This window comes from Streptomyces sp. NPDC005438, from assembly GCF_040606315.1.
GTDB lineage: Bacteria > Actinomycetota > Actinomycetes > Streptomycetales > Streptomycetaceae > Streptomyces.
The window spans coordinates 307818-331053 of record NZ_JBEXEP010000005.1 but is presented as its reverse complement, the minus strand read 5'-3'; the positions used below and the strand labels follow the sequence as shown (position 1 = coordinate 331053).

The window sequence follows — 23236 nt, the reverse complement described above, 5'->3', positions numbered from 1 at the left end:
GCGCAGGCGACCAGTCCGAGGCAGCGCCACGGACCCCGCGGCCTCCTCGCCGACGGCCCGCCGGCCCGGGCCGGTCGCCCCCCCCATCCGGTGCACCGCCTCCTCGGGGACGGAAGTCCCCACCCAGACCGGAGAAGAGATGGAAATCCCCTCCCCCAGCGCACCCCCCGAGACGGGGCGGGCGCCCGACTCGCCACAGCGCCCGGACGCGGACGCCAAGCCCCCGACCGACCAGCGACCCCCCTCGTCCGGCAGGTCCTCCATACGCGTGGGTGACCGGGTCTTCCGTGGACTGTCCCGAGGCTCCGGGATCGCCCTGCTGGTGATCATGGCGGCCATCGCCGTCTTCCTCGGCTACCGGGCCGCGATCGCCCTGTCCGACAACACCGTCAACTTCCTCACCGCCTTCGAGTGGAACCCGCAGGCCCCCGAACCGGCCTTCGGCATCGGGGTACTGGCCTTCGGCACCCTGGTCAGCTCACTGATCGCGATGATCGTCGCGGTTCCGGTCGCGGTGGGGATCGCCCTGTTCATCTCCCACTACGCGCCCCGCCGCGTCGCCGCGCCCCTGGCGTACGTGATCGACCTGCTGGCCGCCGTGCCCTCGATCATCTACGGGCTGTGGGGCGCCCTGTTCCTGGTGCCGTACCTGGACGGGCTGTGCCGCTGGCTGGACGAGTACTTCGGCTGGACCGTGCTGTTCGACATGGAGAACCCCGGCAGCCCGGCCCGGTCCATCTTCACCGTCGGCGTACTGCTGGCGATCATGATCCTGCCAATCATCACCAACGTCACCCGCGAGGTGTTCCTCCAGGCGCCGAAGATGATCGAGGAGGCCGCCCTGGCCCTGGGCGCCACCCGCTGGGAGGTCATCCGCATGTCGGTGCTGCCCTTCGGCCGCTCCGGCATCATCTCCGCCTCGATGCTCGGCCTGGGCCGCGCCCTGGGCGAGACCATGGCGGTGGCCACCGTGCTGTCGCCCAGCTTCCTGTTCTCCTGGCACCTGCTGGACCCCGGCAGCGGCACCTTCGCCCAGAACATCGCCGCCAAGTTCAACGAGGCCAACGACTTCGGCCGGGACGCGCTGATCGCCTCCGGCCTGGTCCTCTTCGTCATCACCCTGCTGGTCAACGGAGCCGCGCGCATGATCATCGCCCGCCGCAAGGAGTACTCGGGGGCCAACGCATGAGCCAGCTGACCGCGTCCACGCCCAGCCTCACCCGCCGCCGGGTGCCCCGCTGGGGCCCGGCCGCCCTGGCCGCCGTCGCCGTACTGCTCGGCGCGGCCCTCGGCCTGGGCCTCGGACTCGAAAGCCGCGTCCAGTGGGGCCTGATCGCCGGCCTGCTGTTCGTCGGCGGCACCTACCTGGTCACCTCGGTGCTGGAGAACTCCCGCCAGGCCAAGGACCGGGTCGCCACCAGCCTGGTGTGGCTGTGCTTCGTGATCGCCGTGGTGCCCCTGGTGTCCCTCGGGTGGACCACCGTCTCGCACGGCGCGAAGACCCTGGACGGCTACTTCCTCAGCCACTCCATGAACGGCATCCCCAGCATCCAGCCCGGCGGCGGCATCTACCACGCCCTGCTCGGCACCCTGGAGCAGGTCGCCCTCGCCACCCTGATCGCCGCCCCCATCGGACTGCTCACCGCCATCTACCTGGTGGAGTACGGGCGGGGCAAGCTCGCCCAGGCCGTCACCTTCTTCGTGGACGTGATGACCGGCATCCCCTCGATCGTGGCCGGACTGTTCGTGCTGTCCTTCTGGAACCTGGGCCTCGGCCTGGGCCCCTCCGGCTTCGCCGGCTCGCTGGCCCTGGCCATCCTGATGATGCCCATCGTGGTGCGCTCCACCGAGGAGATGCTCAAACTGGTGCCCAACGAGCTGCGGGAAGCCTCCCTCGCCCTCGGGGTACCGAAGTGGAAGACCATCCTCAAGGTGGTGCTGCCGACCTCGCTGGGCGGGATCACCACCGGCGTGATGCTGGCCGTGGCCCGCGTCACCGGGGAGACGGCGCCGGTGATGCTGCTGGTGTTCGGCAACCCGCAGATCAACCCCAACCCCTTCGAGGGTGCGCAGGAGTCACTCCCGCTGTACGTGTGGAACCAGTACAAGATCGGCAACGACGCGGCCATCGACCGTGCCTGGGCCGGAGCGCTGACGCTGATCATCTTCGTGATGGTGCTCAACCTGGCCGCCCGGGGCATCGCCCGCTGGAAGGCGCCCCAGCGCTGACCCCGCACCCGCCCTCAGGCCCCCGCCAGGGCCCCGACCGCCAGCTCACACCCGAAGCAGAAAAGACGTGATCCCATGGCCAAGCGCATCGACGTCAGCGGCCTCTCCGCCTACTACGGCAAGCACCGCGCCATCGACGACATCTCCATGACCGTGGAGCCCCGCTCGGTGACCGCCTTCATCGGCCCCTCCGGCTGCGGCAAGTCCACCTTCCTGCGCACCCTGAACCGGATGCACGAGGTCACCCCCGGCGGCCGGGTCGAGGGCAAGGTGCTGCTGGACGGCGAGGACCTGTACGGCGCGGACGTGGACCCGGTGGGGGTGCGCGCCACCATCGGCATGGTCTTCCAGCGCCCCAACCCCTTCCCCACCATGTCCATCTGGGAGAACGTGGCGGCCGGTCTGCGGCTGGCCGGGAAGTACCGCAAGGCCCAGCTGGACGAGGTCGTGGAGCGTTCACTGCGCGGCGCCAACCTGTGGGACGAGGTCAAGGACCGCCTCAACCGGCCGGGTTCGGGGCTCTCCGGCGGCCAGCAACAGCGGCTGTGCATCGCCCGGGCCATCGCCGTGGAGCCGCAGGTGCTGCTGATGGACGAGCCCTGCTCCGCCCTGGACCCGATCTCCACCCTGGCCATCGAGGACCTGGTCGGCGAGCTGAAGAACCAGTTCACCATCGTGATCGTCACCCACAACATGCAGCAGGCGGCGCGGGTGTCGGACCGTACCGCGTTCTTCAACCTGGCGGCGGTGGGCCAGCCGGGGAAGCTGATCGAGATCGACGAGACCGAACGGATCTTCTCCAACCCGTCCGTCCAGGCCACCGAGGACTACATCTCCGGCCGCTTCGGCTGATCCCACCACCCCACACAGGCTCTCCGCCGCCCCCGCTCACACCCGTGGCACGGGGAGCGCCGGAGTGGTCCGTCCCACGGAGCTGCATGGCGGTGCCTCCGTGGGACGGCGGGCCCGCCCCCGGGAGCCAGGGGGCGGGCCACCCCACGTCCGTACGGTGCCGCGCGGGCCGGTGCTCCGAGGGGCCCCCGCCCAACCCCTGAAGGGTTCCGGCCCGGGCCCGGTCAGCCCATGAACAGAGCCACGGCCGCGTAGCTGAGGGCGGCCATGCCGGCGGCGGCGGGCATGGTGATGAACCAGCCCATGATGATGTTCTTGGCCACGCCCCAACGGACCGCCGAGACCCGCTTGGTGGCGCCCACGCCCATGATCGCGGAGGTGATCACGTGGGTGGTGGAGATGGGCGCGTGGAACATGAACGACGCGGAGTACATCACCGAGGCCGCGGTGGTCTCGGCCGCGAACCCCTGCGGCGGGTCGAGTTCGATGATCCGCCGACCGAGGGTGCGCATGATGCGCCAGCCGCCGGCGTAGGTGCCCAGCGACAGCATCAGCGCACAGGCGATCTTGACCCACACCGGGATGCCCTGGCCCTGCTGGACGTCCGCGATGGTGAGGGCCATCACCACCACGCCCATGGTCTTCTGGGCGTCCTGGAGCCCGTGCCCCAGCGCCATCGCGGCGGCCGAGACGGTCTGGGCTATGCGGAAACCCCTCTTGGCCCGGTGGGGGTTGGCCCGACGGAAGATCCACATGATGATCAGCATCGCCACGTAGCCGAACAGCAGGCCCACGATGGGCGACAGGAACATCGGCAGCACGATCTTCTCGATCACGCCCGACCAGTAGACCCCGATGCCCCCGATCAGGGCGGCCCCGACCATCCCGCCGAACAGCGCGTGGCTGGAGGAGGAGGGCAGCCCGAAGTACCAGGTGATCAGGTTCCAGACGATGGCGCCCACCAGGGCGGCGAACAGGATCGCCATCCCCCGGGAGCCGGTCGGGGTCTCGATGAGCCCCTCGCTGACGGTCTTGGCGACCCCGCTGCCCAGGAAGGCCCCGGCCAGGTTCATCACCGCCGCCATCAGCAGGGCTGCCCTGGGGGTCAGCGCCCGGGTGGAGACGGAGGTGGCGATGGCGTTCGCCGAGTCATGGAATCCGTTGGTGTACGTGAAGAACAGCGCGACCCCGATGGTCACGACCAGCGCGAACGTTTCCACCGCGGCTCAGGACTCCTTGACCGCGATGGTCTCGACGGTGTTGGCCACATGCTCGAAGGCGTCCGCGGCCTCCTCCAGAACGTCCACGATCTGCTTGAGCTTCATGACCTCTATGGCGTCGTACTTGCCGTTGAACAGATGGGCGAGCAGCTTGCGGTGGATCTGGTCGGCCTGGTTCTCCAGCCGGTTCACCTCGATCCAGTACTCGGTGAGGTTGTCCATGGTCCGCAGGTGGGGCATGGCCTCGGCGGTGAGTACGGCGGCGCGGGAGAGCACCTCGATCTGCTGCTCGATGCCCTTGGGCAGTTCCTCGATCTGGTAGAGGACGACCAGGTCGACCGCCTCTTCCATGAAGTCCATGATGTCGTCGAGGGACGAGGCCAGCTTGTAGATGTCCTCGCGGTCGAACGGGGTGATGAAGGAGGAGTTGAGCTGGTGGAAGATGGCGTGGGTGGCGTCATCTCCGGCGTGCTCGGCCGCCCGCATCCGTTCGGCGATCTCGGCCCGCCCGGAGGACTCGGCCCCGAGCAGTTCCATCAGGAGCTTCGAACCGGTGACGATGTTGTCGGCGGAGGCCGCGAACATGTCGTAGAAGCTCGTCTCCCTGGGGGTCAGACGAAAGCGCACTGGGGATCCTCGGGTGCTTCGGCGTCGGTCTGGCTGTGCAGTGCAAGGACTGTCCCACAACCCTCGGCGGGATCACCGCAGATTACGGGTCGGCCCCAAGAGGCGTCTTCCGGCCACTGCGAACCGGCTGCACCAGTGTTACCCATGGCGGAGGAAGCCCGGCCACCACCCTCCGACCTGTTCGCCTAACCTATACGGGGCGGGGGTATATACCGGACGAACCGTATGCCGTAGAACCTGCCAGACAGCCATCCGTCCGGCCGCCCAAGTGGCCGTCGCCGCCCGCGACTTCGCGAATCCGACAGGGAGCACCGATGCCCACCGCCGACAGCCCAGCGAAAGGCTCCGCCGACCCCGTGGAGGCCACGGAGACCTCGGTCACGGAGACCGGGGCCGCCCGGCCGGAAGTGTGCTCGGCCCACGCCGCCACCGGCGAGCACGGCTACACCAAGGACAAGGACGCCCACCTGAAGCGGCTGCGCCGGATCGAGGGTCAGGTCAGGGGGCTCCAGCGAATGCTGGAGGAGGACGTCTACTGCATCGACGTACTCACCCAGGTGTCCGCCTCCACCAAGGCGCTCCAGTCCTTCGCCCTCCAACTGCTGGAGGAGCACCTGCGGCACTGCGTGGCGCACGCGGCCACCGAGGGGGGCGAGGAGATCGACGCCAAGGTGGCCGAGGCCACGGCCGCCATCGCCCGGCTGTTGCGCACCTGAGCCCCGACCCACGGGCCCGGGACGGCCACCCACGGCCCTCCGGTACGACGGTGAAGGCGGCCGACCCACGGGGCGGAGGACGGTAGGTCCGGTACGACTCCCCACCGAGCCCCGCGTCGGCTGACGGTCGGGCCCGGGCCCCCGTCGCCACCCCAGCCCGCACGGGCGAACCGGGGCCGCCCACCTCGGGAAGACCGTGAGGTCACGAGACCGTGAGGTCCGGGGCCGAAAAGCCGCGTATCGGCGGCCGGTTCAGGCCATGGCGACCCCACGCCGACTGGCCGAAAGTGGCGGGCCACCGGACCGGCCACGCCCACGCACCGGCCCCAGCCCGGAACCGGCACCCACCCGTCTCCCGCTCCCGACCTCACCAGGAGGCGGCCCTTCCGACACACGTCACACAGGCCGTACGGGCGCTGTCCACCGCCCCGGGAGCGGGAGCGGCAGAACGCCGGTACGGGCCGGCCCATCCCTTCGTGTGGTGGCTGATTCCTCCTCTGCTTCCGGCGGCGTCCCGGCCGGTACGGTGGCCGGGTGCACACCTCTTCGGCGCACCACTGCCGCACCACCATCCGCTGGGAGGAGCGCTCCGCCTCCCCCTGGGACGAGCCGGCCACCCAGGCGCTGGCCCGGCTGGGACGGTGGGTCCCCACCCCCGGTAGCGGACGTTCGGCACCCCGGGACAACGAGGCCGAACCCGGGGCGGAGGCACGGCCCCCACGGCGGGCGGCGCCGACCGAGGAGCGGCGCGAACCGGACCCCGACCAGCCGGACGAGGACGGGCACCACACCAGCACCCACGAGCAGGGGTCGTTCTCCCTGGCGCGCTGCACCTGTGGCTGGCACGGGCCGGCCCGCCGAGCACGCGACCGGGCCCGGGCGGACGCGTTGGAGCACCGGGCCAGCGCCTGAGGCGCGGCGCCCCCGAGAACCTCACCGCACACCCCCACAGGGCGCCCCGCCCCCAGCCCCCGCCGCCCGTACGGCCGTTGGGGCCGGCCGGCCACCCCGACAGTGAACGGCAGGGCTCCGGCCCCACCCCGTCACCCCGCGTCCTGTACGTGGGCCACTCCCCCCCCCAGCTCCGAGGCCGCCCCGACAGTGGCGGGAGCCCCGAAGGTCACGCCCAGCGGCCGGTGCCGGCGCGCAGGGGTGGGCGGCACGTGCACAGGTGCACGGGTGCACAGGTCACCGAACCACGAGGCCGGCGCCCAGGGCGCCCACCCACCGGGACCCGCACCCGCACCCGCCCGGCGTGAGGTTCGGCCCGGCGAACCCGCACCCGACCAGGACGACCCCAGGGCCAGGACGAGACCGGCCAGGGCGGCCCCTCAGGGCGAGCGCGGAGGTCACACCGGCAGCCGGGCCCGGGATGGCGGACCGCTCGGCTGCGGTGGGGAGTTGGCGGGCCGCCCAGGGGGCCGACCCGGGCACGGGAGGTCGCTCAGGCGGCCAGGTCGCGGTCGTAGGGGGGTGGCGGGGTGCTCCCACCGGTGGAGGCGAGCCCGGCCTGTTCGGCGCGGTCGGACTCGCTGGAGGGGGCCGGTGCGGGAACGGGCGCCGGCACCCCGGGCTCCGGCCGGGAGGAGGGGCCACGCTCCAGCCGGGCCACCACCGGAGTCAGCGCCCAGATACCCAGCGGGGCCAGCAGCAGGGTCACCGTGGCGCCGAGGGCCATGCCCCCCAACACGTCGGTGGGGTAGTGCACCCCGGCGTAGAGCCGGCAGAAGGCCTCGGCCAGGGCGAGCGCGAACCCGACCAGGCCCAGCCGGCGGTGAGCGAGCAGCAGAGCCACCGCGACCGCCATGGCCAGGGCGGTGTGGTCGCTGACGAACGAGTAGTCGGTGTGGCCGCCGCCCAGTACGGCCAGGTCGTGGTCCGTGAAGGGTCGGGGTCTCTCCACGAAGGCTCTTATCGGGACGTTGACCACCAGCGCGAGCAGCGCGGCGACGGGGGCCCACAGCACGGCGGCCCGGGCCGCCCGCACCCCCCGGTCGGAGGTCACCCGCCCCACCCGCCACCAGGTGAGGCCGCACAGCAGGACGAGGGCGGCCAGCAGGCCGTACTCACCCACGTGTTCCAGGGTGGTCCGCAGCCAGTCGGGGCTGTGCCGCGTCAGGCTGTTGACGCCCTTGAGCAGGTCGACGTCGGGGTTCTCCCAGCCATCCATCGAAGTGGCCTCACCCTTCTCCTCGGCCCCGTGCAGTCGGTTTCCCCGTGACGCCCTTCGGCGTCTCCGAACAGGAAACGCCCTGAAGTGGCCGGCCCGTTCCGCCCTCACCAGACGATCACCAGGACGTTATCGAAGGGTGATCACCCGGTGTCGTCATGAGGAAACTCGTCCGGCACATCGTTCAGTACCCCACGGAGGGGCTGTCTACTTCCGGCCAACCGCACCGATCCACCCGGGCGGCTCCCGCACGGTTGCCTCCGGGCGGGTTACTTGGCGGTGGGGCGGGAGGCGCCGATGTAGTCGGGGGTGTCGATCCGGTCGAAGCGGATCTTGGCTCCGGTGTACGGGGCGTTGATCATGAACCCTCCGCCGACGTAGATCCCCACGTGGTGGATGCTGCGCGGATCGTCCAGGTTGTGGGCGAAGAACACCAGGTCACCGGGGAGCAGTTCGTTCCTCTTGGGGTGGGGGCCGGAGTTCCACTGGTCGTTGGCCACCCGGGGCAGGGAGATCCCGACACTGGCGTAGGCGGCCTTGCTCAGCCCCGAGCAGTCGAAGCGCCCGCCGTCCTCGGGGGTGCCGTCACCGCCCCACAGGTAGGGGGTGCCCAGTTTCTTCTGGGCGTAGTGGATCGCGCCGGCGGACTGCCGGGAGGGCTCCACCCGCCCCTTGGTCTCGGCGAAGCTCTTCTCCATCTTGCGGATGGTGGCGACGTAGTTCTTGGTCTCGCGGTACGGGGGGACGCCGCCGTGCTTGATGACCGCGTAGGAGCCGGCGTTGTAGGCGGCCAGCATGTTGTCGGTGCTGCTGCCGGGGGCGTCCTTGACGTACTTGGCCAGGGTGCAGTCGTACTTGGCGGCCGAGGGGATGGCGTCCTGGGGGTCCCACACGTCCCGCTTGCCGTCCTTGTTGGCGTCGATGCCGTGGGCCGCCCAGGTGCCGGGCATGAACTGGGCGATGCCCTGGGCGTTGACCGGACTGGTGGCGCGGGGCTTCCAGCCGCTCTCCTGGTAGAGCTGGGCGGCCAGCAACGCGGGGTTGATCGCGTCGCACAGGTTGCCCCACTTCTGCACCAGGCTCTGGTACGCGGAGGGCACCGACCCCTTGGCCAGCCCGACGGTGCGCCCTCCGCTGACCCCGCCCATCTTGGCGGCCACCAGCATGGTCCCGATCAGCAGCAACACCAGGAAGCCGGAGGTCCCCGCGACTCCGGCTGCGGCTATCCACCACCACTTCCTGTTCCCGCCCACCCCCCAACCATGGCCCATCGGGGGCCTGTTGGGCACCCACACCGGCGAAAAGCCGTCACGGGTGGGTCGGTTGCGACACAGGTCACCGGCACGATGACCGAATCCGGCCAGCTTTCACCACCGATCACTGCCCGGCCATGACACAATCCGTAGAGTCAGCCAGCATCAACCACGTCCGTGGGGCGGTGAGTTCACCATGTTCCTGGCAGCCGAAAAGGGCGACATCACCACCATCATCGGCGGGATCGCCCCGGACTGGGGTCCGTTTGGTTCGCTGGGCCAGGAGGCCCGCGTGATGATCGAGGTCATCATGGCGGTGGCCATCCTGCTCTGCCTCGGCATCGCCGTGTGGGGCGCCGCCAAGCAGCGGATCGGCGCCACCGCGCTGCGCGACACCTTCAGCGCGGAGCAGGGCAAGGGCCTGATCGTCGCCGGGTTGACCGGCGTGTTCATCATCGGGTCGTTGGGCACCCTGTTCACCATCGTCTACGGCATGGCCGTCTGACGCGTTCCGTACGCCCGCGCCGGCCGCCCCGAGGGGCGCCGGCCCTGTGGCGTACCCCCGCATAATGGCGCGCATGGACATCATCGACCCGGCCGTCAGCGCCTACCTGCTGGAGCACTGCACCCCTCCCGACCCGATCCAGTCGGAGTTGCGCGAGGAGACCCTGAGCCGTACCGGCGACCGCTCCGGTATGCAGACCTCGCAGGACGAGGCGGAGTTGCTGGCGATGCTGGTGCGTCTGACCGGCGCCCGGTTCGTGGTCGAGGTGGGGGTGTTCACCGGGTACAGCTCGCTGGCGATGGCCCGCGCCCTGCCCGAGGGCGGCCGGCTGCTGGCCTGTGACGTGTCCGAGGAGTGGACCTCGATCGCCCGCCGCTACTGGGAGCGGGCCGGGGTGGCGGACCGTATCGACCTACGCGTCGCCCCGGCCGTGGAGACGCTGCGGACCCTGCCGTCGGAGCCCTCGGTGGACCTGGCGTTCATCGACGCGGACAAGACGGGCTACCCGGCGTACTGGGAGGAGATCGTGCCCCGCGTCCGCCCGGGAGGGCTGATCCTGCTGGACAACGTGCTGTGGTCCGGGCGGGTGACCGACCCCTCGAACCAGGAGGACAACACCCTGGCGATCCGTCAGGTCAACGACCTGGTCACCGCCGACGAGCGGGTGGACTCGCTCATCCTGCCGGTACGGGACGGGCTGACCCTGGCCCGCAAGCGCGGCTAGGTGCGGCGCGCGAGGTGACGCCGCACGCGAGCCTCACGGTGATCCGAACGACGCACCCCGGGACCGGTCCGTACGCGAGCCCCTCGGCGGGGTGGCGGGGCGGTCTCACGGTTCCGTGCCGGCCGGGTGGCCGCACCACCCGGCCCGGCTCGGGGCTCTGACTCCCCCGCGCCTCCGCCTGGTGCGCCCCGGCACGGCGTGGGCGCCCGATCGCCGGCGAACGGACGACGTCCCCGCCCCGGATGCGCGCGTCCGGGGCGGGGACGTGAGGTCCGACCACGGGAGACGGTCCCCTTCTCAGGGGGCTCCCGGTGACGGTACGGGTCAGGCGACCTCGGCGATCATCTCGCGGGCCTTGCCCTCGGACTGGTCGTACCGCTCGGGGTAGGCGGAGCGCTGCACGCTCTGGGCCAGCTCACCGGCGGTGTAGCCCGGGTTGTTGGCGTCGTTGGGGATGGCCTGGTCCAGGAACGCGTTGGTGGCGTGAACCGGGTCCATGCACTGCTCGGGGGTGCCCCAGCCCTGGCTGGGACGCTGCTGGAAGACGCCCAGGGAGTCACGGTCGCCACAGTTGAGGTTGTTCATGTGGGACTCGACCCAGCCGGCCTCGAAGGCGGCCAGCATGACCTTCTCGGTGACCCCGCGCTCGCTCGCGATCTGGTGGACGGTCTGGGTGATCGCGAGGTCACGGTCCGCCGGAACCGCACAGCGGCTGTCGAGGATCTCCGCGTTCGCGCGGTGGTTGCTTCCGCTCTCACCCGCGAAGGCGGCGGAGGCGGTGCCCGTGAGGAGAACACCGGCAGCCGCGACGGAAACGGCGATCTTACCGAAACGCTTGCTCGACCTGTATCTGGACATTGAGTTGGCTCCTTCCAGCCACTCGCCGCAATAACGGTCTATTACGGGAGTCCACAGTGGGGGTTGGGGTCGTGCGAATTTCAGCCGGGACGGTATAAGCGCTACAGATGCGCGTCAACGGTTACCCACTTGGGGCAGCGCGCGGGAGATTTCGACCAATCCCATGGAAGTCCCGGACATCTCAGACCGCGCGGTTTTGAAGGGCCGGGCGGGAACCAACCGCCGTCCCGCGCCGTCTGAACAGTACGGACGGGAGGGTCTGAAAAACGCTCCACTTGTCACACCACTGAAAAAAGCGATTCCCGGTGGCCCGGAAACTGATTCTTCGCAAATTCCGAGACCGGCTCCGAAATCCGACATGACGCTCCGAGTCGGACCGGGCCCGTTCCGTGGGTCGTCAACTCCCTCTCCACACCCCCGCGTTGACTATTCGGGGGCTGTCGGCGCGCCCTTTCGTGGACGTTTCGGCGCGTCCCGGGCCAACGGTGGCTCAGGAGCGAAGTCGGGCACGGTGGCCCGCCGGTGCGCGGCCTTGGGCGTACGGACCGAGGGGCGGGAGGCGGGCGCCGGAGAAGGGGCGGGGCCAGGACAGGGCCCGCGCCCGCGACCGGAACCGGGGTCAGCCGGCCTTGACCAGACGTGCCACGTAGAAGCCCTCGAACAGTTCCGAGGGCATGACCCGGGTGGTGTGGGCCAGCCGGCGGTCGTACCGCTCCCCCATCCAGGAGGTGAGCCCGGGCAGGAACTCCGGCTCCTGGAAGCCGAGTGGCTCCACGGTCAGGTCCGGGTACCGGCCGAGGACCTTGTTGACCGGGAACTCGTTCTCCTCGGGGCTGAGGGTGCAGGTGGAGTACACCATCGTGCCGCCGGGACGCAGCAGCTTGTACCCGCAGCTGAGCATCTTGGTCTGGAGGAACTTGTACTTGTTCAGGCGCTCCTCGGACCAGTGCCGCAGCGCGTCCGGGCGCCGCAGGTTCACCCGGCCCTCGCCGGAGCACTGGACGTCCAGCAGGACGCGGTCGAAGGACTCCGGGGGCAGCTCCTTGTCGATGTACTGGGCGTTGTGGGTGGTCAGTTCGGCGTACCGCACCCCGTACAGCTCGGCCAGTTCCGCCAGCTTGCGGGCCCGGGGCGGGGCCGAGTCGTTCAGCCACAGCCGCCCCTGGTTGCCGGTGCGGGCCGCCAGGTGGAAGGCCTTGCCCCCGGGGGCGGCGGCCACGTCCAGCACCGCGTCCCCGGGCTGGGGGTCCAGCGCCACCGGGGGGATCAGGCTGGCCGCGTTCTGCGCGTACACCCGGCCGGCGTGGGCCAGTTCCATCACCGGGTCGAACCCGTCCTGATCGGGCCAGAACCACCCGTGCTCGCACCAGTCGACCTCGGTCACACTGGGCGCGCGCTGCCGCAGCTGCTCCACGGTCTCGGCGTACCGCTGGTCGTCCAGGAGCCGGTTGACCCGCAGCGAGGTGGGGCGGGCGCCCTGGAAGACCTCGGCCACCCGGGTCGGGCGGATGTCCAGCACCTGGGCCATCCGCTTCTCGAACTGGCGGGTCTTCCGGTCACTGCCCACCGTTCGTACTCCCTTGGCTGTCGACCCCGGCGCACGGCGCCCCCGTGCCCGGGCCATTAAACACGCGGCCCTCGGTCTCCAACCAACCGCGCCGACCGGCCCCCGGACCAGGGTCGGCGGGTGCTCGGAAGGTACGGGTGGGACGGGGGCCCGCGCGGTCACCCGATCGGGGACCGTCCTCCACGGCTGGACCGCCCGGCCTCGTACGGGGGACCCGTCACGCCGTGGGCGGCGCCCGGGCCGGGCGGGCGACCACCAGCCGGAACACCGTGGACCGGGAACCGGGCGGTGTGGTGCGATGACGGGGGCCGTCCCCGTGGGGCGGGGCGGAGGAGAGGGAGCGATGAGTACGGTCTCAGCCGTCAGCGGCCACCCGGAGTACGCGTTCAGCAAGCCCACCCTGGACCAGGTGACCCTCGTCGAGGGGTGGGGCGTGGAGGGCGACGTCCACGGCGGGGTGACCGTGAGGCACCGCTCCCGGATGGCCCGCGACCCCCACCAACCCAACCTGCGCCAGGTGCACCTGATCCACCGCGAACTGTTCGAGGAACTGGCCGAGCAGGGCCACCGGGTGGCGCCCGGCGACCTCGGGGAGAACATCACCACCCGGGGCGTGGACCTGCTGGGGCTGCCGGAGGGCACCCTGCTGCGGCTCGGCGAGGAGGCGGTGGTGCGGGTGACCGGCCTGCGCAACCCCTGCCGGCAGATCGAGGACTTCCAACCGGGCCTGTTGAAGAGGGTGTTGCCGCGCGGGCCGGACGGTGAGGTGGTGCGTCTGGCGGGGGTGATGAGCGTGGTCCGGCGCGGAGGGGTGGTACGCCCCGGTGACCCCGTCGTGGTGGAGCCGCCCCGGGGCGCGCACCACCCGCTGCGGCCGGTGTGACCGGAGGTCGGCCGGGGCGGTGCGGTCCCCCGAGGGGCTCGCGTTTCGTGGTGCCGGGGCACGGTGCGCCCTTCACGCCGTGACCGTCCACCGTCGCCACCACGGCCACGGGCACGCCACACGACGCGCGGTTCACGCCACACGACGCGCGGTTCACGGCTCACGGCTCACGGCTCACGGCTCACGGCGCCGGAACGGGTTCACCGGCCCCTCGGGGTCCACACGACGCCCCCGGCTCAACCGGGGGCGGTGGTGGGTCAGTTGACGGGTTCCTCCCAGCCCTGTTCGGCCTCCCGCTGGTACTCCTCGGGAGTGAGGGCGGTGAGGTAGTCCGGGGTGGTGGTCCACTCCCGTCCGCCGCCCAGGGGCCGGATGAACGCCAGCCGGCGGGCGGTCGCGCCGATCCTGGACGGCTCGTGGTAGTCACAGATGGCCTGCAGCTCGCCCACCCGGCCGGTCGCCTCGTCGCGGACCAGACGGCGGTCCTTGCGCGGGAGTCGGTAGCTTCTGCTGCTCACTGGCTCGCCCTTTCCTGATGACTGTGATGGCTGGGGTGACCCGGGTCGACCGGAACGACCGGAGTGCCGCGAGCGCCGGGCCGCCCCGTGACGGCGAGGGCCGTGCGACCCGGTGGCCGCCGTGGTACGGGGCCGCGCCGGCGCCCTGACCAGGGCACTCGGCCGTGGTGGTGTCCGGGGTGACCGTACGCGATCTTGGACGGGGACGGCGGAACACGGGGCTGTGGTCGACCTTGGCTGGTTCACTTCCCTCGCTGCCCGCCCTGTCCGTGGGTTCGCCGTCCGTCCTCGTCCCACCGGCCGCCCGGGCGCCCCGGTCGACCGTTCTCCGCTGACACCGTGCGGCTCCGGTGTTCACGGTGGGTATCAATAACGTTGCCCTACGCGCGGGTTGGGGCAACATGCCCGTACGTGCCAATCGGTATCTGTCACAGGGGGAACCGTGGGCCGACGCAACGGAACGGCGGGCACGGCGGCCACCACCGCCTCGGTGTTCGGCGAGGTGGCGCGCCATCTGAGGGAGTCGGCGGGCCTCACCCAGGGGGAGTTGGCCGGCCGGCTGCACTGTGACCGCTCCTGGGTGGCCCGGATCGAGGCCGGCACCCGGGTGCCACAGAACGGGTTCGCCGAGGTCTGCGACCAACTCTTCGACACCGGCGGGCTGTTGACCCGGTTGTGGGAGCGCATCGACTGGTACGCGGAGGCCGGGCCGGCCGACCGGTTCCGCCGTCGGGCCGTGCTGGACGAGGAGGCGGTGGCGCTCCGGGAGTACCAGGCGCTGACGGTGCCCGGACTGTTGCAGACCGAGGAGTACGCCCGCGCCCTGCTGGGGCGGGACTTCTCCGGGGAGGAGCTGGAACAGCGGGTGCGCGCCCGCCTGGACCGGCAACGGCGGCTGCTGGGGCCGGGCGGGCCCCTGCTGTTGTGGGTGCTGGACGAGAGCGTGATCCGGGGCGTGGTCAGGGGCCCGGAGGTGATGCGGGACCAGTGTGACCGTCTGCTGTCCGTGGCCCGACGGGACGCCGTACGCCTCCAGTTGGCCCCGTTCGACGCCCGTGGCCTGACGCGTCCGCACACCTCGGTGACCCTGATCAGCCTGGCCGAGGGAGGGGGGTGGGTGTACTCGGAGTCCCTGGACCGGGGCCACTTCACCGACGACCCCACGGTGTTCGCCCGCCATCTGCGCACCCTCGACCTGTTGCGGGCGGACGCGCTCTCCCCCGAGGACACGGCCGCCGTGATCCGGGAGGCGAGGGCGGGCTACGCGCGGGACGGACGGCCACCGCACCGGCTGGGCCGACCGCCCGGCACGGCGACGGCACTTCGGGGCCGGCCCCGGACGCGGCACCCCCGGGTGCGGCACCCTCGGACACGGCGCCGGGACTGAGGCGCCGGACGGGGGCGTGGGACAGGGGTGTGGGCCGCCGGGGGGCGCGGAACACCGCTCACCCCCGAGGGGCGAAAAGCGCCTTCAGTGAACTCCGTACCGCTACACCCGATTTACTCTCCCGCTTTCCGCACGGGCCGGACACGGCGGGGATTTCACCGTTTCTTTCCCGCCTCTTTCAGCGGTGCGAACACCGCACCCCCTTCCCCAACTGGACCGTTCGCCCCTTCCGTACGCTTCGCCGGCCACGAGCTGGTCTCCACCACTGTTGTGGAACACCCCGCTGTCACGGTCATTCCAGGCCCCGGAATGGCAGTTAGGTGTCAATACACTCGCGTATCGACCGGGCGAATGGCTTCCTTTGACATGCTCCGGCCAGTGCGCCGCTGCGATCAGTCGGCGCCTCCCACGGCAAAGCGATACGCGGCCCGTACCCACGGCGCGCGAGCGTGTTTCACACACCCCCGATCCATGAAGTAGGTGACATGCGCAAGAGGGCACTCATAGGTGCGATCTCCTTGACCACGGTGATCGCGGGCGCAGGAGTCGGTGTCGCCACGGCGTCCGAGGACACCAAGGCGAACTGCGCGGAGAAGATGATTTTCGAGGTCGGCGGACACCGCGACCCCACGGGTAAGGCCTACGACAAGGGCAACGCCGCCCTCCCCGCCGGCGTGAGCTTCACCAAGGTCAAGTACCCGGCTGAGATCTCCCCGTTCCCCGGGGACAAGAAGACCCTCGACGAGTCCGTCGAGATCGGCCTCACCAACATCCGCAAGGCCGTCAAGGACTACCGCGCGAACTGCGCCAACAGCCACATCACCATTGCCGGTTACTCGGAAGGCGCCATCGTCGCCGGCGACTACCTGCTGGAGCTGTCGAAGGCCAACGAGGTCCCGCACAACCAGGTCAACGGTGTCCTCTACGGCGACCCCCGTCGTCCGGGCAACGGCGGCGCGGGCGGCATCATGGGCAACATCCCCTCCGTGCTGGAGGGTCTGACCATGAAGGGGCAGCGTCCCGACTTCGGCGACATCCCCGTCAAGGAGATCTGCAACAAGAACGACGGCATCTGCCACTCGGAGAACCCGATCACCAACCTGCTGGCCTTCGCCAACGGTGTGGCCGGCTACTTCCAGGGCGACCACGGCTACGACATCAAGCCGCACGCCGTCTCCGGCGACGGTGACCAGCTGATCGACCAGCCCCCGCGCGTGCAGTACGGCGCCCCGCTGCCGATCCCCTCGCCCACCCCGTACGAGCTGCTTGAGGGCAAGCTGCCGGCCGAGGTGAAGAAGGAAGTCACCAAGTTCGTCTACGCCATCAAGAACGTCCTGCCGCAGGAGGTCTGGGACAAGATCCGCGAGATCATCGACGCGATCCAGGGTCAGGGCGTCAAGTAAGCCGGCTCCCTCCCGGGCGCGGCCCCCGCATCGGCGGGGGCCGCGCCTCCCGCGTTCCCGACCCTCCCCACACCGGCGCTTGACCTCAAGCTCACTTGAACTTCTACCGTCGCTGACACCGCGCCACACCCGCGGCCGTCGACCAGGAGTCCCCACATGAGCATGGAAGTCACCGCGTGGAACGCCCTGTACAACAACGCCCACGCACGGCAGGACGAGCGCCCCTTCGATCCGGCGACCCTCCGACGCGTCCTGCGCTTCGCCCGGCCCCACCGACGACGACTGCTGGGCTTCGTCCTGGCCAGCGTCCTGACCGCCTTCCTCACCATCGCCACCCCGCTGCTGGCCGGACAGGTCGTCAACGCCATCAACCAGCACCGGCCCACCGAGGTGGTGGTCCACCTCGCGCTGCTGATCGCGCTGATCGCCCTGGCCGAGGCGGCCGTGGGGCTGGTCACCCGCTGGCTGTCCGCCCGGGTCGGCGAGGGCCTGATCCTCGACCTGCGGACCGCCGTGTACGACCACGTACAGCGGATGCCGGTGGCCTTCTTCACCCGCACCCGTACCGGAGCCCTGGTCAGCCGGCTGAACAACGACGTGATCGGCGCCCAGCGGGCGTTCAGCGACACCTTCTCCGGGGTGATCAGCAACCTGGTGACCGTCCTGCTGACCCTGGCCATGATGCTGCGGCTCTCCTGGCAGGTGACCGTGGTGGTGCTGGTGCTGCTCCCGCTGTTCGTGGTGCCGGCCCGGCGGATGGGCGGCCGGCTGGCGCGGCTGTCCCGGGAGGCGGCCAACCACAACGCGGTGATGTCGACCCAGATGACCGAGCGGTTCTCCGCCCCGGGCGCCACCCTGGTGAAGCTGTTCGGCCGGCCGGAAGCCGAGTCGGCCGCCTTCGCCGAACGGGCCGACCGGGTACGGGACATCGGGGTACGCCGGGCCATGGTCCAGCACGTGTTCGTCACCGCCCTGACCCTGTCCTCCTCGCTGGCCCTGGCCCTGGTGTACGGGGTGGGCGGCTGGATGGCGCTGCGCGGCTCCCTCGACGCCGGCGCCCTGGTGGCCCTGGCGCTGCTGCTGACCCGGCTGTACGCGCCGCTGACCTCGCTGGCCGGTGCCCGGGTGGAGGTGATGAGCGCGCTGGTCAGCTTCCAGCGGGTGTTCGAGGTGCTGGACCTCCAGCCCCTGATCCAGGAGAGCCCGCGAGCCCGGGACCTGCCCGAGGGCCCGCTGTCGGTGGAGTTCGAGGGCGTGGACTTCGGCTACCCGGCGCCGGACAAGGTGTCCCTGGCCTCCCTGGAGGAGGTCGCCACCCTGGACACCCGGGGCGGTGAACGGGTGCTGCACCAGGTGTCGTTCCACGCCGAACCGGGCCGGATGGTGGCCCTGGTCGGCTCCTCCGGCGCCGGCAAGTCCACGCTGGCCTCCCTGGTACCCCGGCTGTACGACGTGGACGCCGGAGCGGTACGGCTCGGCGGGGTGGACGTACGGGACCTCAGCGCGGCCTCCCTGCGGCGGGGCCTGGGGATGGTCACCCAGGACGGGCACCTGTTCCACGAGACGATCCGCGCCAACCTGCTGCTGGCCGCGCCCGAGGCCGAGGAGGAACAGCTGTGGGACGCCCTGCGCCGGGCCCGGCTGGAGGAACTCGTACGGTCGCTGCCGGACGGGCTGGACACCCTCGTCGGCGAACGGGGCTACCGGCTCTCGGGCGGTGAGCGGCAGCGGCTGACCATCGCCCGGCTGCTGCTGGCCCAGCCCCGGGTGGTGATCCTGGACGAGGCGACCGCCCACCTGGACTCCACCTCGGAGGCCGCCGTACAGGAGGCGCTGTCCGAGGCCCTGGCCGGCCGGACCTCGGTGGTGATCGCCCACCGGCTGTCGACCGTGCGGGAGGCCGACCTGATCCTGGTGGTGGAGGACGGCCGGGTGGTCGAGCGCGGTACCCACGAGGCGCTGCTGGCCGCCGGCGGACGCTACGAGGAGCTGTACCGCACCCAGTTCCAGCCGGTGGAGTCGCCCTGCCCCGCCCCGCTGGGCGCCGGGGTGTAGGGGCGAGGGCCCGGGCTCCGGCGCCGTACGTCGCGGAAGCTGACGCGGCGTCGGCGCCGGACGTACGCCGCCCGGACGCTCTCCCGCGCCCCGTGCTCCGGGCGGCGACCACGGGCGGAGCAGTCCGACGGGCGGCCGGCCGGTGACCGTAAGAACCTGAGGGAGGGTCGGCACCAGGACCGGCCCTCCACTCGTTCCCCAGGGGAGGAAGCCGCCGTGAGCCACGAGCCCCAGAGCCTCACCCAGGTCCGCCGTTGCAGTCTGGCCGTCGACCTGGGCGCCGCCCGTACCCGGGTGTACCTCAAGAGCGGAGGCCTGATCGTGGACGCCCCCTCGGTGGTGGCCGTCGACGCCCGTACCGGGGGCCTCATCGCGGCCGGTACCCGCGCCGCCCGGATGGAGGGCCGCACCCCCGACTACATCCGGGTACAGCACCCGGTGGTGGGCGGCACCGTCACCGACGTGGCGACCGCGCAGCGGATGCTGCGGGCGCTGATCGGCACCAAGCTGCGCCGTGCGTGGCACCGCCGCCCCCTGCTGCGGGCGGCGGTCTGCGTACCCAACGAGGCCGAGCCGGTGGCCCGCCGCGCGGCGGTGGACACCCTCGCCGGAATCGGAGCCCGGCACGTGGAGTTGGTGGAGACGCCGATCGCCGCCGGCGTGGGCTGCGGCCTCCCGGTGGAACAGCCGGAAGCGACCATGATCCTGGTCTGCGGGGCCACCAGCACCCAGGTCGCGGTGGTCGCCCTGGGCGCCGTGGTGGCCGCCGAGCGGGTGCCCATGGGCGGCGACACCGTGCACGCGGCGGTACGCCAACACCTTCGCAACCGCTACGAGTTGGTGCTGCCCAGCCAGTCGGTGATGCCGCTGGAGCTGTCCCTCTACGGGTCGGCCGGGGACCACCTCACCGACATGGAGATCGACGGCCGGGACGTGGTCACCGGACGGGTCCGCCGGGTGCGGGTGGACGCCGAGGAGATGCGCCAGGCCGCCCGGGCGCCACTGACCGCGCTGATGGACGCGGTGCGCGCGGTACTGCTGCGCTGCCCCCCGGACCTGGTGGCCGACCTGGCCGAGAGGGGCATGAACCTGGTCGGCGGCAGCGCCCAACTGGCCGGCCTGGAGAGCGGGTTGCGCCAGCACACCGGGATGCCGGTACGGGTGGCCGAGGAGCCCTCGCTGTGCCCGGTACGGGGACTGGCCGCCCTGATCGAGGGCCAGGTCCGCCCCATGGGCCTGGAACCGGTCCCCTCCTAGGAACGCCGGCAACTCCCGGGGACTCCGGCGATTCCCGGAGACCCAGTGAGGCGGAGGAGGGTCCGGCGCGGCACACGTCGGCACCCCGACCCCCGGACCGCTAAAAGCGACGGCGCCTGTGGCGGCGACAGGGGACGACGTACGGCGCCATGAGGCGCGGCGCGGTACGTCGCAGGGACACGGGCGGCGCGGAGGGCCTCGTGGTGAGGGCCGTACGGCGTGGCCCGGCACGGTTGGGGCCCGGGGAGAGTCGGCGAGCGCGTACCGGTGCCATGCGCCCGGGGACGCCGGCAACTCCCGGGGCCCGGCGAGGCGGAGGAGGGGTCCGGCGCGGCACACGTCGGCACCCCCGACCCCCGGACCGCTAAAAGCGACGGCGCCTGTGGCGGGGCCTCTGGCTGTCCCCCCGCAACAGCGCGGACGCGTGCGGCGCCAGAGCACCCGAGCCGTGCGGTGATCCGAGCCACGCGCCCCGGGGAAGGCGTGGGGGGCCGAGGAAGGCGGCGGAGCCCGACGCGGCGGGTCCGTGCCTGTGGCCGTGGCTCCGCCCGGCACAGCGACAGCGGGGGTACCGGTGGCCGTGCCCGCGTCAGCCCCCACGGCAGCGGGGCGCGGTCTTGGCGCGCGGACGGCCTCCCGGTGATCCGTACAGCGTCCTTACGGCGTGCTGTACGGCGTGGCCCGTACCCGGGGCCCTGCCGGGCGCGGTCCCCACCTGGCCGTTCCCCCCGGGGGTGAACCGCCGCCCGCCCTGGCTGGTTTCCCTCTTGACATGAGCGAGGGTCACCGCGCTCCCGGGGGAGCCCCCCGGGGCGTGGGTACCCGCCGGCCCGGGTCCCGCCGGCCGGTCAGCAGGCGTCGCCGTGGGCCGAGCGCATCCAGGCGATCACCGTGTCGACGGTGCCCTGGTCCAGAGTGGACAGCTGGCGCAGGGCGTGCAGGTCACCGGCCCGGGGCGGTACCGCGCAGGCGGTGAGCACCGCGTGCAGCTCCAACCGGTTGCGGTCCTCCCGTGCCTTGGGTTCCGCCCGGCGGGTCGAGCCCATCGGCGGGGCGAGCAGGTAGTCCTCGGCCCAGTTGGGCGTGCGATAGGTCGAGGGGGCGGGGGTGGGGTCCTGGCACAGCGACGTCGGCGGCATGGGCTCTCCCGGGGTGGGTTGGCTGGAACTCCTCCTCGGAGTGTGGACCAGTCAGGGCGCGGGTTCGGGGAGTGGCCCGCCCGACATGACGCGAACACTCGGACGAGGTCACGTCCCCGCGACAGTGCGGCTCCCACCCGTGACCTCCGCTCCCATCCCGGGTCCGCCCCGGGGACACGGACACGGTCAGGGCCCGCACCCCCGGGGTGGGAGCGGCGGGCCCTGACACGGTGCCGTCGGTGGCGAACCCTCAGACGTGGTCGACCAGTTCGGCGTGCCCCTGCTGGCGGGCGCAGTGCGCGCAGCAGAAGAAGCGGCCGTCGGACTGGAGACCGTGGCCGAGGATGCGGCACGAGCAGTTGTCACAGATCGGCGCCATCCGCTGGGCGGCGCACTCCAGGCTGTCGAAGACGTGGACCGCGCCGGCGGCCCGCACCTCGAAAGCCATGTCGTAGTCGTTGTTGCAGACCTCGCATACGGCCATGGTGGCTCTCTCCTCGCTGCGTGTGGCTGCCCGTGGGGCCGCCCTTCGCGGTGCGCCGCACGGGCCGCGGGTGCGGCACCCGACACGGACCCGCGCCGGGGTCCGCGTCAAGGGCGGTGTGGGGGGAACGTAAGCCAGGTCGGCGGCCCCGAGGCGGCGGGCACGGGCGGCGCCCGGGGGGAATCACTCAGCCGGGCGTCGGGGACGCCGGCTCCGCCGGACCCGGGTCGTGGCGTCTGACGGGTCGTCCGCCCCGGCGTCTCGTACCGCGTCTCCGTCCCGTCTCCCCGGGGCTTCCCCTGCGCGGTCCCGGTGCGTTCCCGGTGCTTCCCCGGCGCGTCCGGCCACGGCACCCGCGCCCCGCGCCACCGGGCGCCGGGCACCCCTCGGGTTCCCGTACCGCGCACCGGAGGCGGAGGCTACGTTGCCGGGATACGGCAGTGTGGACCGATCGTTGCTGTGCGAACATAGGTGGCGGCACACTCGGGGGAAGCGCCTCTCCGTCGGACACGACAGAGGTGTTCGGGGTCCTTCACCACGTCACGGCGTCCTCGCCGACGTCCAGGACCCAGGTCGTCCACGGACCGACGAACGGCGCGCCCCCGACGAGGACCAGATCGACGAACGGGGGAAGCCGATGGCCGAGTTCTTCGCTGCCACACTCGACTTCCCCGCCGTGCTGTTCACCTTCGCCCTGGTCGTGGTCATCGCCTACTGGCTGATCGTGATCTTCGGCGGGATCAGTTTCGACGAGCTCAGCGAGTCCTCCGACGCCGGCTCCGGCGCGGCCCTCGCCACCGCCCTGGGACTCCGTGGGGTCCCGTTGAGCGTGGTGCTCTCGTTGCTCATCCTCTTCTCCTGGTTCCTGTCGCTGGCCGGCAAGGCCCTTCTGCCGAAGGTCACCTGGCTCGACGGGCGGGTGGAGGACTACCGGGACTGGGCGCTGCTGGGCTGCGCGCTGGTCGGTGCCTGGATCCTGACCTGGGCGCTGGCCACCCCGTTGCGGAGGGCCTTCCCCGACGAGGTGCCGCCCTCGCGGCTGGACTTCGTCGGGCAGGTGTGTGTGATCCGTACCGGCCGGGTGGACGACCGGTTCGGGCAGGCGGAGGTCACCTCGCAGGACGGTTCGTCGGCGATCGTGCAGGTGCGCACTGACGAGACCGGGCTCACCGCCGGCAGTTCCGCGTTGATCTTCGACTACGACCCGGAGGGCGAGTTCTTCCGGGTCGGTGCCTTCGAGATTCCCCCTGATATGGGCTTGCCCCGGGTGTAACGCCCCTGCTGGGCCGCCCGGTTGGCGCGGCCTGGAGCCAAAACGGCTCCGCTGGCGTCTGTCAGTGCGGGCCACCACCATCGACCGAAGTGCGACCGCTCCACCGGTCCGTCCGC

Annotated in this window: 22 protein-coding genes; 13 read left to right on the top strand and 9 right to left on the bottom strand. The window is 71.5% G+C overall.

Annotated elements, in window-relative coordinates; all coding sequences use genetic code 11:
• The first annotated feature begins 139 nt into the window (after nucleotides 1–139).
• The 3 genes from pstC to pstB all read left to right on the top strand — a co-directional run bounded on the left by pstC (nucleotide 140) and on the right by pstB (nucleotide 3081).
• The gene (pstC, locus tag ABZT14_RS13680; RefSeq protein WP_356300905.1) at nucleotides 140–1189 is read left to right on the top strand and encodes a phosphate ABC transporter permease subunit PstC; all 1050 of its coding nucleotides are present in this window, start codon (nucleotides 140–142) and stop codon (nucleotides 1187–1189) included.
• Complete coding sequence (pstA, locus tag ABZT14_RS13675) at nucleotides 1186–2229, top strand: phosphate ABC transporter permease PstA (protein ID WP_356300902.1); 1044 nt, start codon at nucleotides 1186–1188, stop codon at nucleotides 2227–2229. The genes pstC and pstA overlap by 4 nt, the downstream gene beginning before the upstream one ends.
• Nucleotides 2230–2304: 75 nt before the next feature.
• A complete protein-coding gene (gene pstB / locus ABZT14_RS13670; protein ID WP_356300899.1) occupies nucleotides 2305–3081 on the top strand; it encodes a phosphate ABC transporter ATP-binding protein PstB in 777 nt (258 codons plus the stop codon).
• A 224-nt stretch (nucleotides 3082–3305) separates the two neighbouring features.
• Here the strand turns inward: pstB and ABZT14_RS13665 are convergent, their stop codons facing one another.
• A complete protein-coding gene (locus ABZT14_RS13665) occupies nucleotides 3306–4301 on the bottom strand; it encodes an inorganic phosphate transporter (RefSeq protein ID WP_356300897.1) in 996 nt (331 codons plus the stop codon).
• A gap of 6 nt (nucleotides 4302–4307) precedes the next feature.
• On the bottom strand, nucleotides 4308–4928 hold the full coding sequence (locus ABZT14_RS13660; RefSeq protein WP_356300895.1) for a DUF47 family protein: 621 nt from the start codon (nucleotides 4926–4928) through the stop codon (nucleotides 4308–4310).
• Between the two features lie 314 nt (nucleotides 4929–5242).
• On the opposite strand from ABZT14_RS13660, the gene ABZT14_RS13655 reads away from it, so the two are divergent.
• Together ABZT14_RS13655 and ABZT14_RS13650 are read left to right on the top strand one after the other, a co-directional pair.
• A complete protein-coding gene (locus tag ABZT14_RS13655; protein ID WP_356300892.1) occupies nucleotides 5243–5644 on the top strand; it encodes a metal-sensitive transcriptional regulator in 402 nt (133 codons plus the stop codon).
• A gap of 534 nt (nucleotides 5645–6178) precedes the next feature.
• Nucleotides 6179–6556 carry a hypothetical protein gene (locus ABZT14_RS13650; protein ID WP_356301290.1) on the top strand — a complete coding sequence of 126 codons (378 nt, stop codon included), beginning with the start codon at nucleotides 6179–6181 and terminating at the stop codon, nucleotides 6554–6556.
• Between the two features lie 532 nt (nucleotides 6557–7088).
• On the opposite strand, the gene ABZT14_RS13645 is transcribed toward ABZT14_RS13650, so the two are convergent.
• Nucleotides 7089–7814, bottom strand: a complete 726-nt coding sequence (locus ABZT14_RS13645) for a phosphatase PAP2 family protein (protein ID WP_356300889.1) — start codon at nucleotides 7812–7814, stop codon at nucleotides 7089–7091.
• A gap of 269 nt (nucleotides 7815–8083) precedes the next feature.
• Nucleotides 8084–9067: a bifunctional lytic transglycosylase/C40 family peptidase gene (locus ABZT14_RS13640; RefSeq protein ID WP_356300886.1), complete on the bottom strand. Its 984-nt coding sequence runs from the start codon at nucleotides 9065–9067 to the stop codon at nucleotides 8084–8086.
• Between the two features lie 196 nt (nucleotides 9068–9263).
• Between ABZT14_RS13640 and ABZT14_RS13635 the strand changes: the two genes are divergently transcribed.
• Entirely contained in the window at nucleotides 9264–9572 is a 309-nt protein-coding gene (locus ABZT14_RS13635; protein WP_356300883.1) for a hypothetical protein, read from the top strand.
• 73 nt (nucleotides 9573–9645) lie between these two features.
• Nucleotides 9646–10296, top strand: coding sequence for a class I SAM-dependent methyltransferase (locus ABZT14_RS13630; protein ID WP_356300881.1), 651 nt, complete (start codon nucleotides 9646–9648; stop codon nucleotides 10294–10296).
• Between the two features lie 324 nt (nucleotides 10297–10620).
• Here ABZT14_RS13630 and ABZT14_RS13625 read toward each other — a convergent pair whose 3' ends face one another.
• Together ABZT14_RS13625 and ABZT14_RS13620 are read right to left on the bottom strand one after the other, a co-directional pair.
• A complete protein-coding gene (locus tag ABZT14_RS13625; protein ID WP_356300878.1) occupies nucleotides 10621–11154 on the bottom strand; it encodes a hypothetical protein in 534 nt (177 codons plus the stop codon).
• A gap of 619 nt (nucleotides 11155–11773) precedes the next feature.
• Nucleotides 11774–12721 (bottom strand): RsmB/NOP family class I SAM-dependent RNA methyltransferase, encoded by a 948-nt coding sequence (locus ABZT14_RS13620; RefSeq protein ID WP_356300875.1) that lies wholly within the window; start codon nucleotides 12719–12721, stop codon nucleotides 11774–11776.
• A gap of 343 nt (nucleotides 12722–13064) precedes the next feature.
• Between ABZT14_RS13620 and ABZT14_RS13615 the strand changes: the two genes are divergently transcribed.
• Nucleotides 13065–13604, top strand: coding sequence for an MOSC domain-containing protein (locus tag ABZT14_RS13615; protein ID WP_356300872.1), 540 nt, complete (start codon nucleotides 13065–13067; stop codon nucleotides 13602–13604).
• A gap of 257 nt (nucleotides 13605–13861) precedes the next feature.
• Here ABZT14_RS13615 and ABZT14_RS13610 read toward each other — a convergent pair whose 3' ends face one another.
• Nucleotides 13862–14122: a hypothetical protein gene (locus ABZT14_RS13610; protein ID WP_356300869.1), complete on the bottom strand. Its 261-nt coding sequence runs from the start codon at nucleotides 14120–14122 to the stop codon at nucleotides 13862–13864.
• Nucleotides 14123–14564: 442 nt separating this feature from the next.
• Between ABZT14_RS13610 and ABZT14_RS13605 the strand changes: the two genes are divergently transcribed.
• The 4 genes from ABZT14_RS13605 to ABZT14_RS13590 all read left to right on the top strand — a co-directional run bounded on the left by ABZT14_RS13605 (nucleotide 14565) and on the right by ABZT14_RS13590 (nucleotide 20224).
• The gene (locus ABZT14_RS13605) at nucleotides 14565–15509 is read left to right on the top strand and encodes a helix-turn-helix transcriptional regulator (RefSeq protein WP_356300866.1); all 945 of its coding nucleotides are present in this window, start codon (nucleotides 14565–14567) and stop codon (nucleotides 15507–15509) included.
• A gap of 527 nt (nucleotides 15510–16036) precedes the next feature.
• Nucleotides 16037–16912: a PE-PPE domain-containing protein gene (locus ABZT14_RS13600; RefSeq protein WP_356301266.1), complete on the top strand. Its 876-nt coding sequence runs from the start codon at nucleotides 16037–16039 to the stop codon at nucleotides 16910–16912.
• 156 nt (nucleotides 16913–17068) lie between these two features.
• Complete coding sequence (locus ABZT14_RS13595; RefSeq protein ID WP_356300864.1) at nucleotides 17069–18967, top strand: ABC transporter ATP-binding protein; 1899 nt, start codon at nucleotides 17069–17071, stop codon at nucleotides 18965–18967.
• 216 nt (nucleotides 18968–19183) lie between these two features.
• Entirely contained in the window at nucleotides 19184–20224 is a 1041-nt protein-coding gene (locus tag ABZT14_RS13590; RefSeq protein ID WP_356300861.1) for a rod shape-determining protein, read from the top strand.
• An 848-nt stretch (nucleotides 20225–21072) separates the two neighbouring features.
• Here the strand turns inward: ABZT14_RS13590 and ABZT14_RS13585 are convergent.
• Entirely contained in the window at nucleotides 21073–21363 is a 291-nt protein-coding gene (locus ABZT14_RS13585; protein ID WP_356300858.1) for a hypothetical protein, read from the bottom strand.
• 250 nt (nucleotides 21364–21613) lie between these two features.
• A complete protein-coding gene (locus ABZT14_RS13580; protein WP_356300856.1) occupies nucleotides 21614–21847 on the bottom strand; it encodes a hypothetical protein in 234 nt (77 codons plus the stop codon).
• Nucleotides 21848–22484: 637 nt separating this feature from the next.
• On the opposite strand from ABZT14_RS13580, the gene ABZT14_RS13575 reads away from it, so the two are divergent.
• Entirely contained in the window at nucleotides 22485–23120 is a 636-nt protein-coding gene (locus tag ABZT14_RS13575) for a hypothetical protein (protein ID WP_356300854.1), read from the top strand.
• Nucleotides 23121–23236 lie beyond the last annotated feature (116 nt).

Bases quoted from the DNA above. Each gene is read 5' to 3' on its own strand.
- pstC (WP_356300905.1), top strand. From the start codon at position 140: ATGGAAATCCCCTCCCCCAGCGCACCCCCCGAGACGGGGCGGGCGCCC.
- pstA (WP_356300902.1), top strand. From the start codon at position 1,186: ATGAGCCAGCTGACCGCGTCCACGCCCAGCCTCACCCGCCGCCGGGTG.
- pstB (WP_356300899.1), top strand. From the start codon at position 2,305: ATGGCCAAGCGCATCGACGTCAGCGGCCTCTCCGCCTACTACGGCAAG.
- ABZT14_RS13655 (WP_356300892.1), top strand. From the start codon at position 5,243: ATGCCCACCGCCGACAGCCCAGCGAAAGGCTCCGCCGACCCCGTGGAG.
- ABZT14_RS13645 (WP_356300889.1), bottom strand. From the start codon at position 7,814: ATGGATGGCTGGGAGAACCCCGACGTCGACCTGCTCAAGGGCGTCAAC.
- ABZT14_RS13635 (WP_356300883.1), top strand. From the start codon at position 9,264: ATGTTCCTGGCAGCCGAAAAGGGCGACATCACCACCATCATCGGCGGG.
- ABZT14_RS13630 (WP_356300881.1), top strand. From the start codon at position 9,646: ATGGACATCATCGACCCGGCCGTCAGCGCCTACCTGCTGGAGCACTGC.
- ABZT14_RS13625 (WP_356300878.1), bottom strand. From the start codon at position 11,154: ATGTCCAGATACAGGTCGAGCAAGCGTTTCGGTAAGATCGCCGTTTCC.
- ABZT14_RS13615 (WP_356300872.1), top strand. From the start codon at position 13,065: ATGAGTACGGTCTCAGCCGTCAGCGGCCACCCGGAGTACGCGTTCAGC.
- ABZT14_RS13595 (WP_356300864.1), top strand. From the start codon at position 17,069: ATGAGCATGGAAGTCACCGCGTGGAACGCCCTGTACAACAACGCCCAC.
- ABZT14_RS13585 (WP_356300858.1), bottom strand. From the start codon at position 21,363: ATGCCGCCGACGTCGCTGTGCCAGGACCCCACCCCCGCCCCCTCGACC.
- ABZT14_RS13580 (WP_356300856.1), bottom strand. From the start codon at position 21,847: ATGGCCGTATGCGAGGTCTGCAACAACGACTACGACATGGCTTTCGAG.
- ABZT14_RS13575 (WP_356300854.1), top strand. From the start codon at position 22,485: ATGGCCGAGTTCTTCGCTGCCACACTCGACTTCCCCGCCGTGCTGTTC.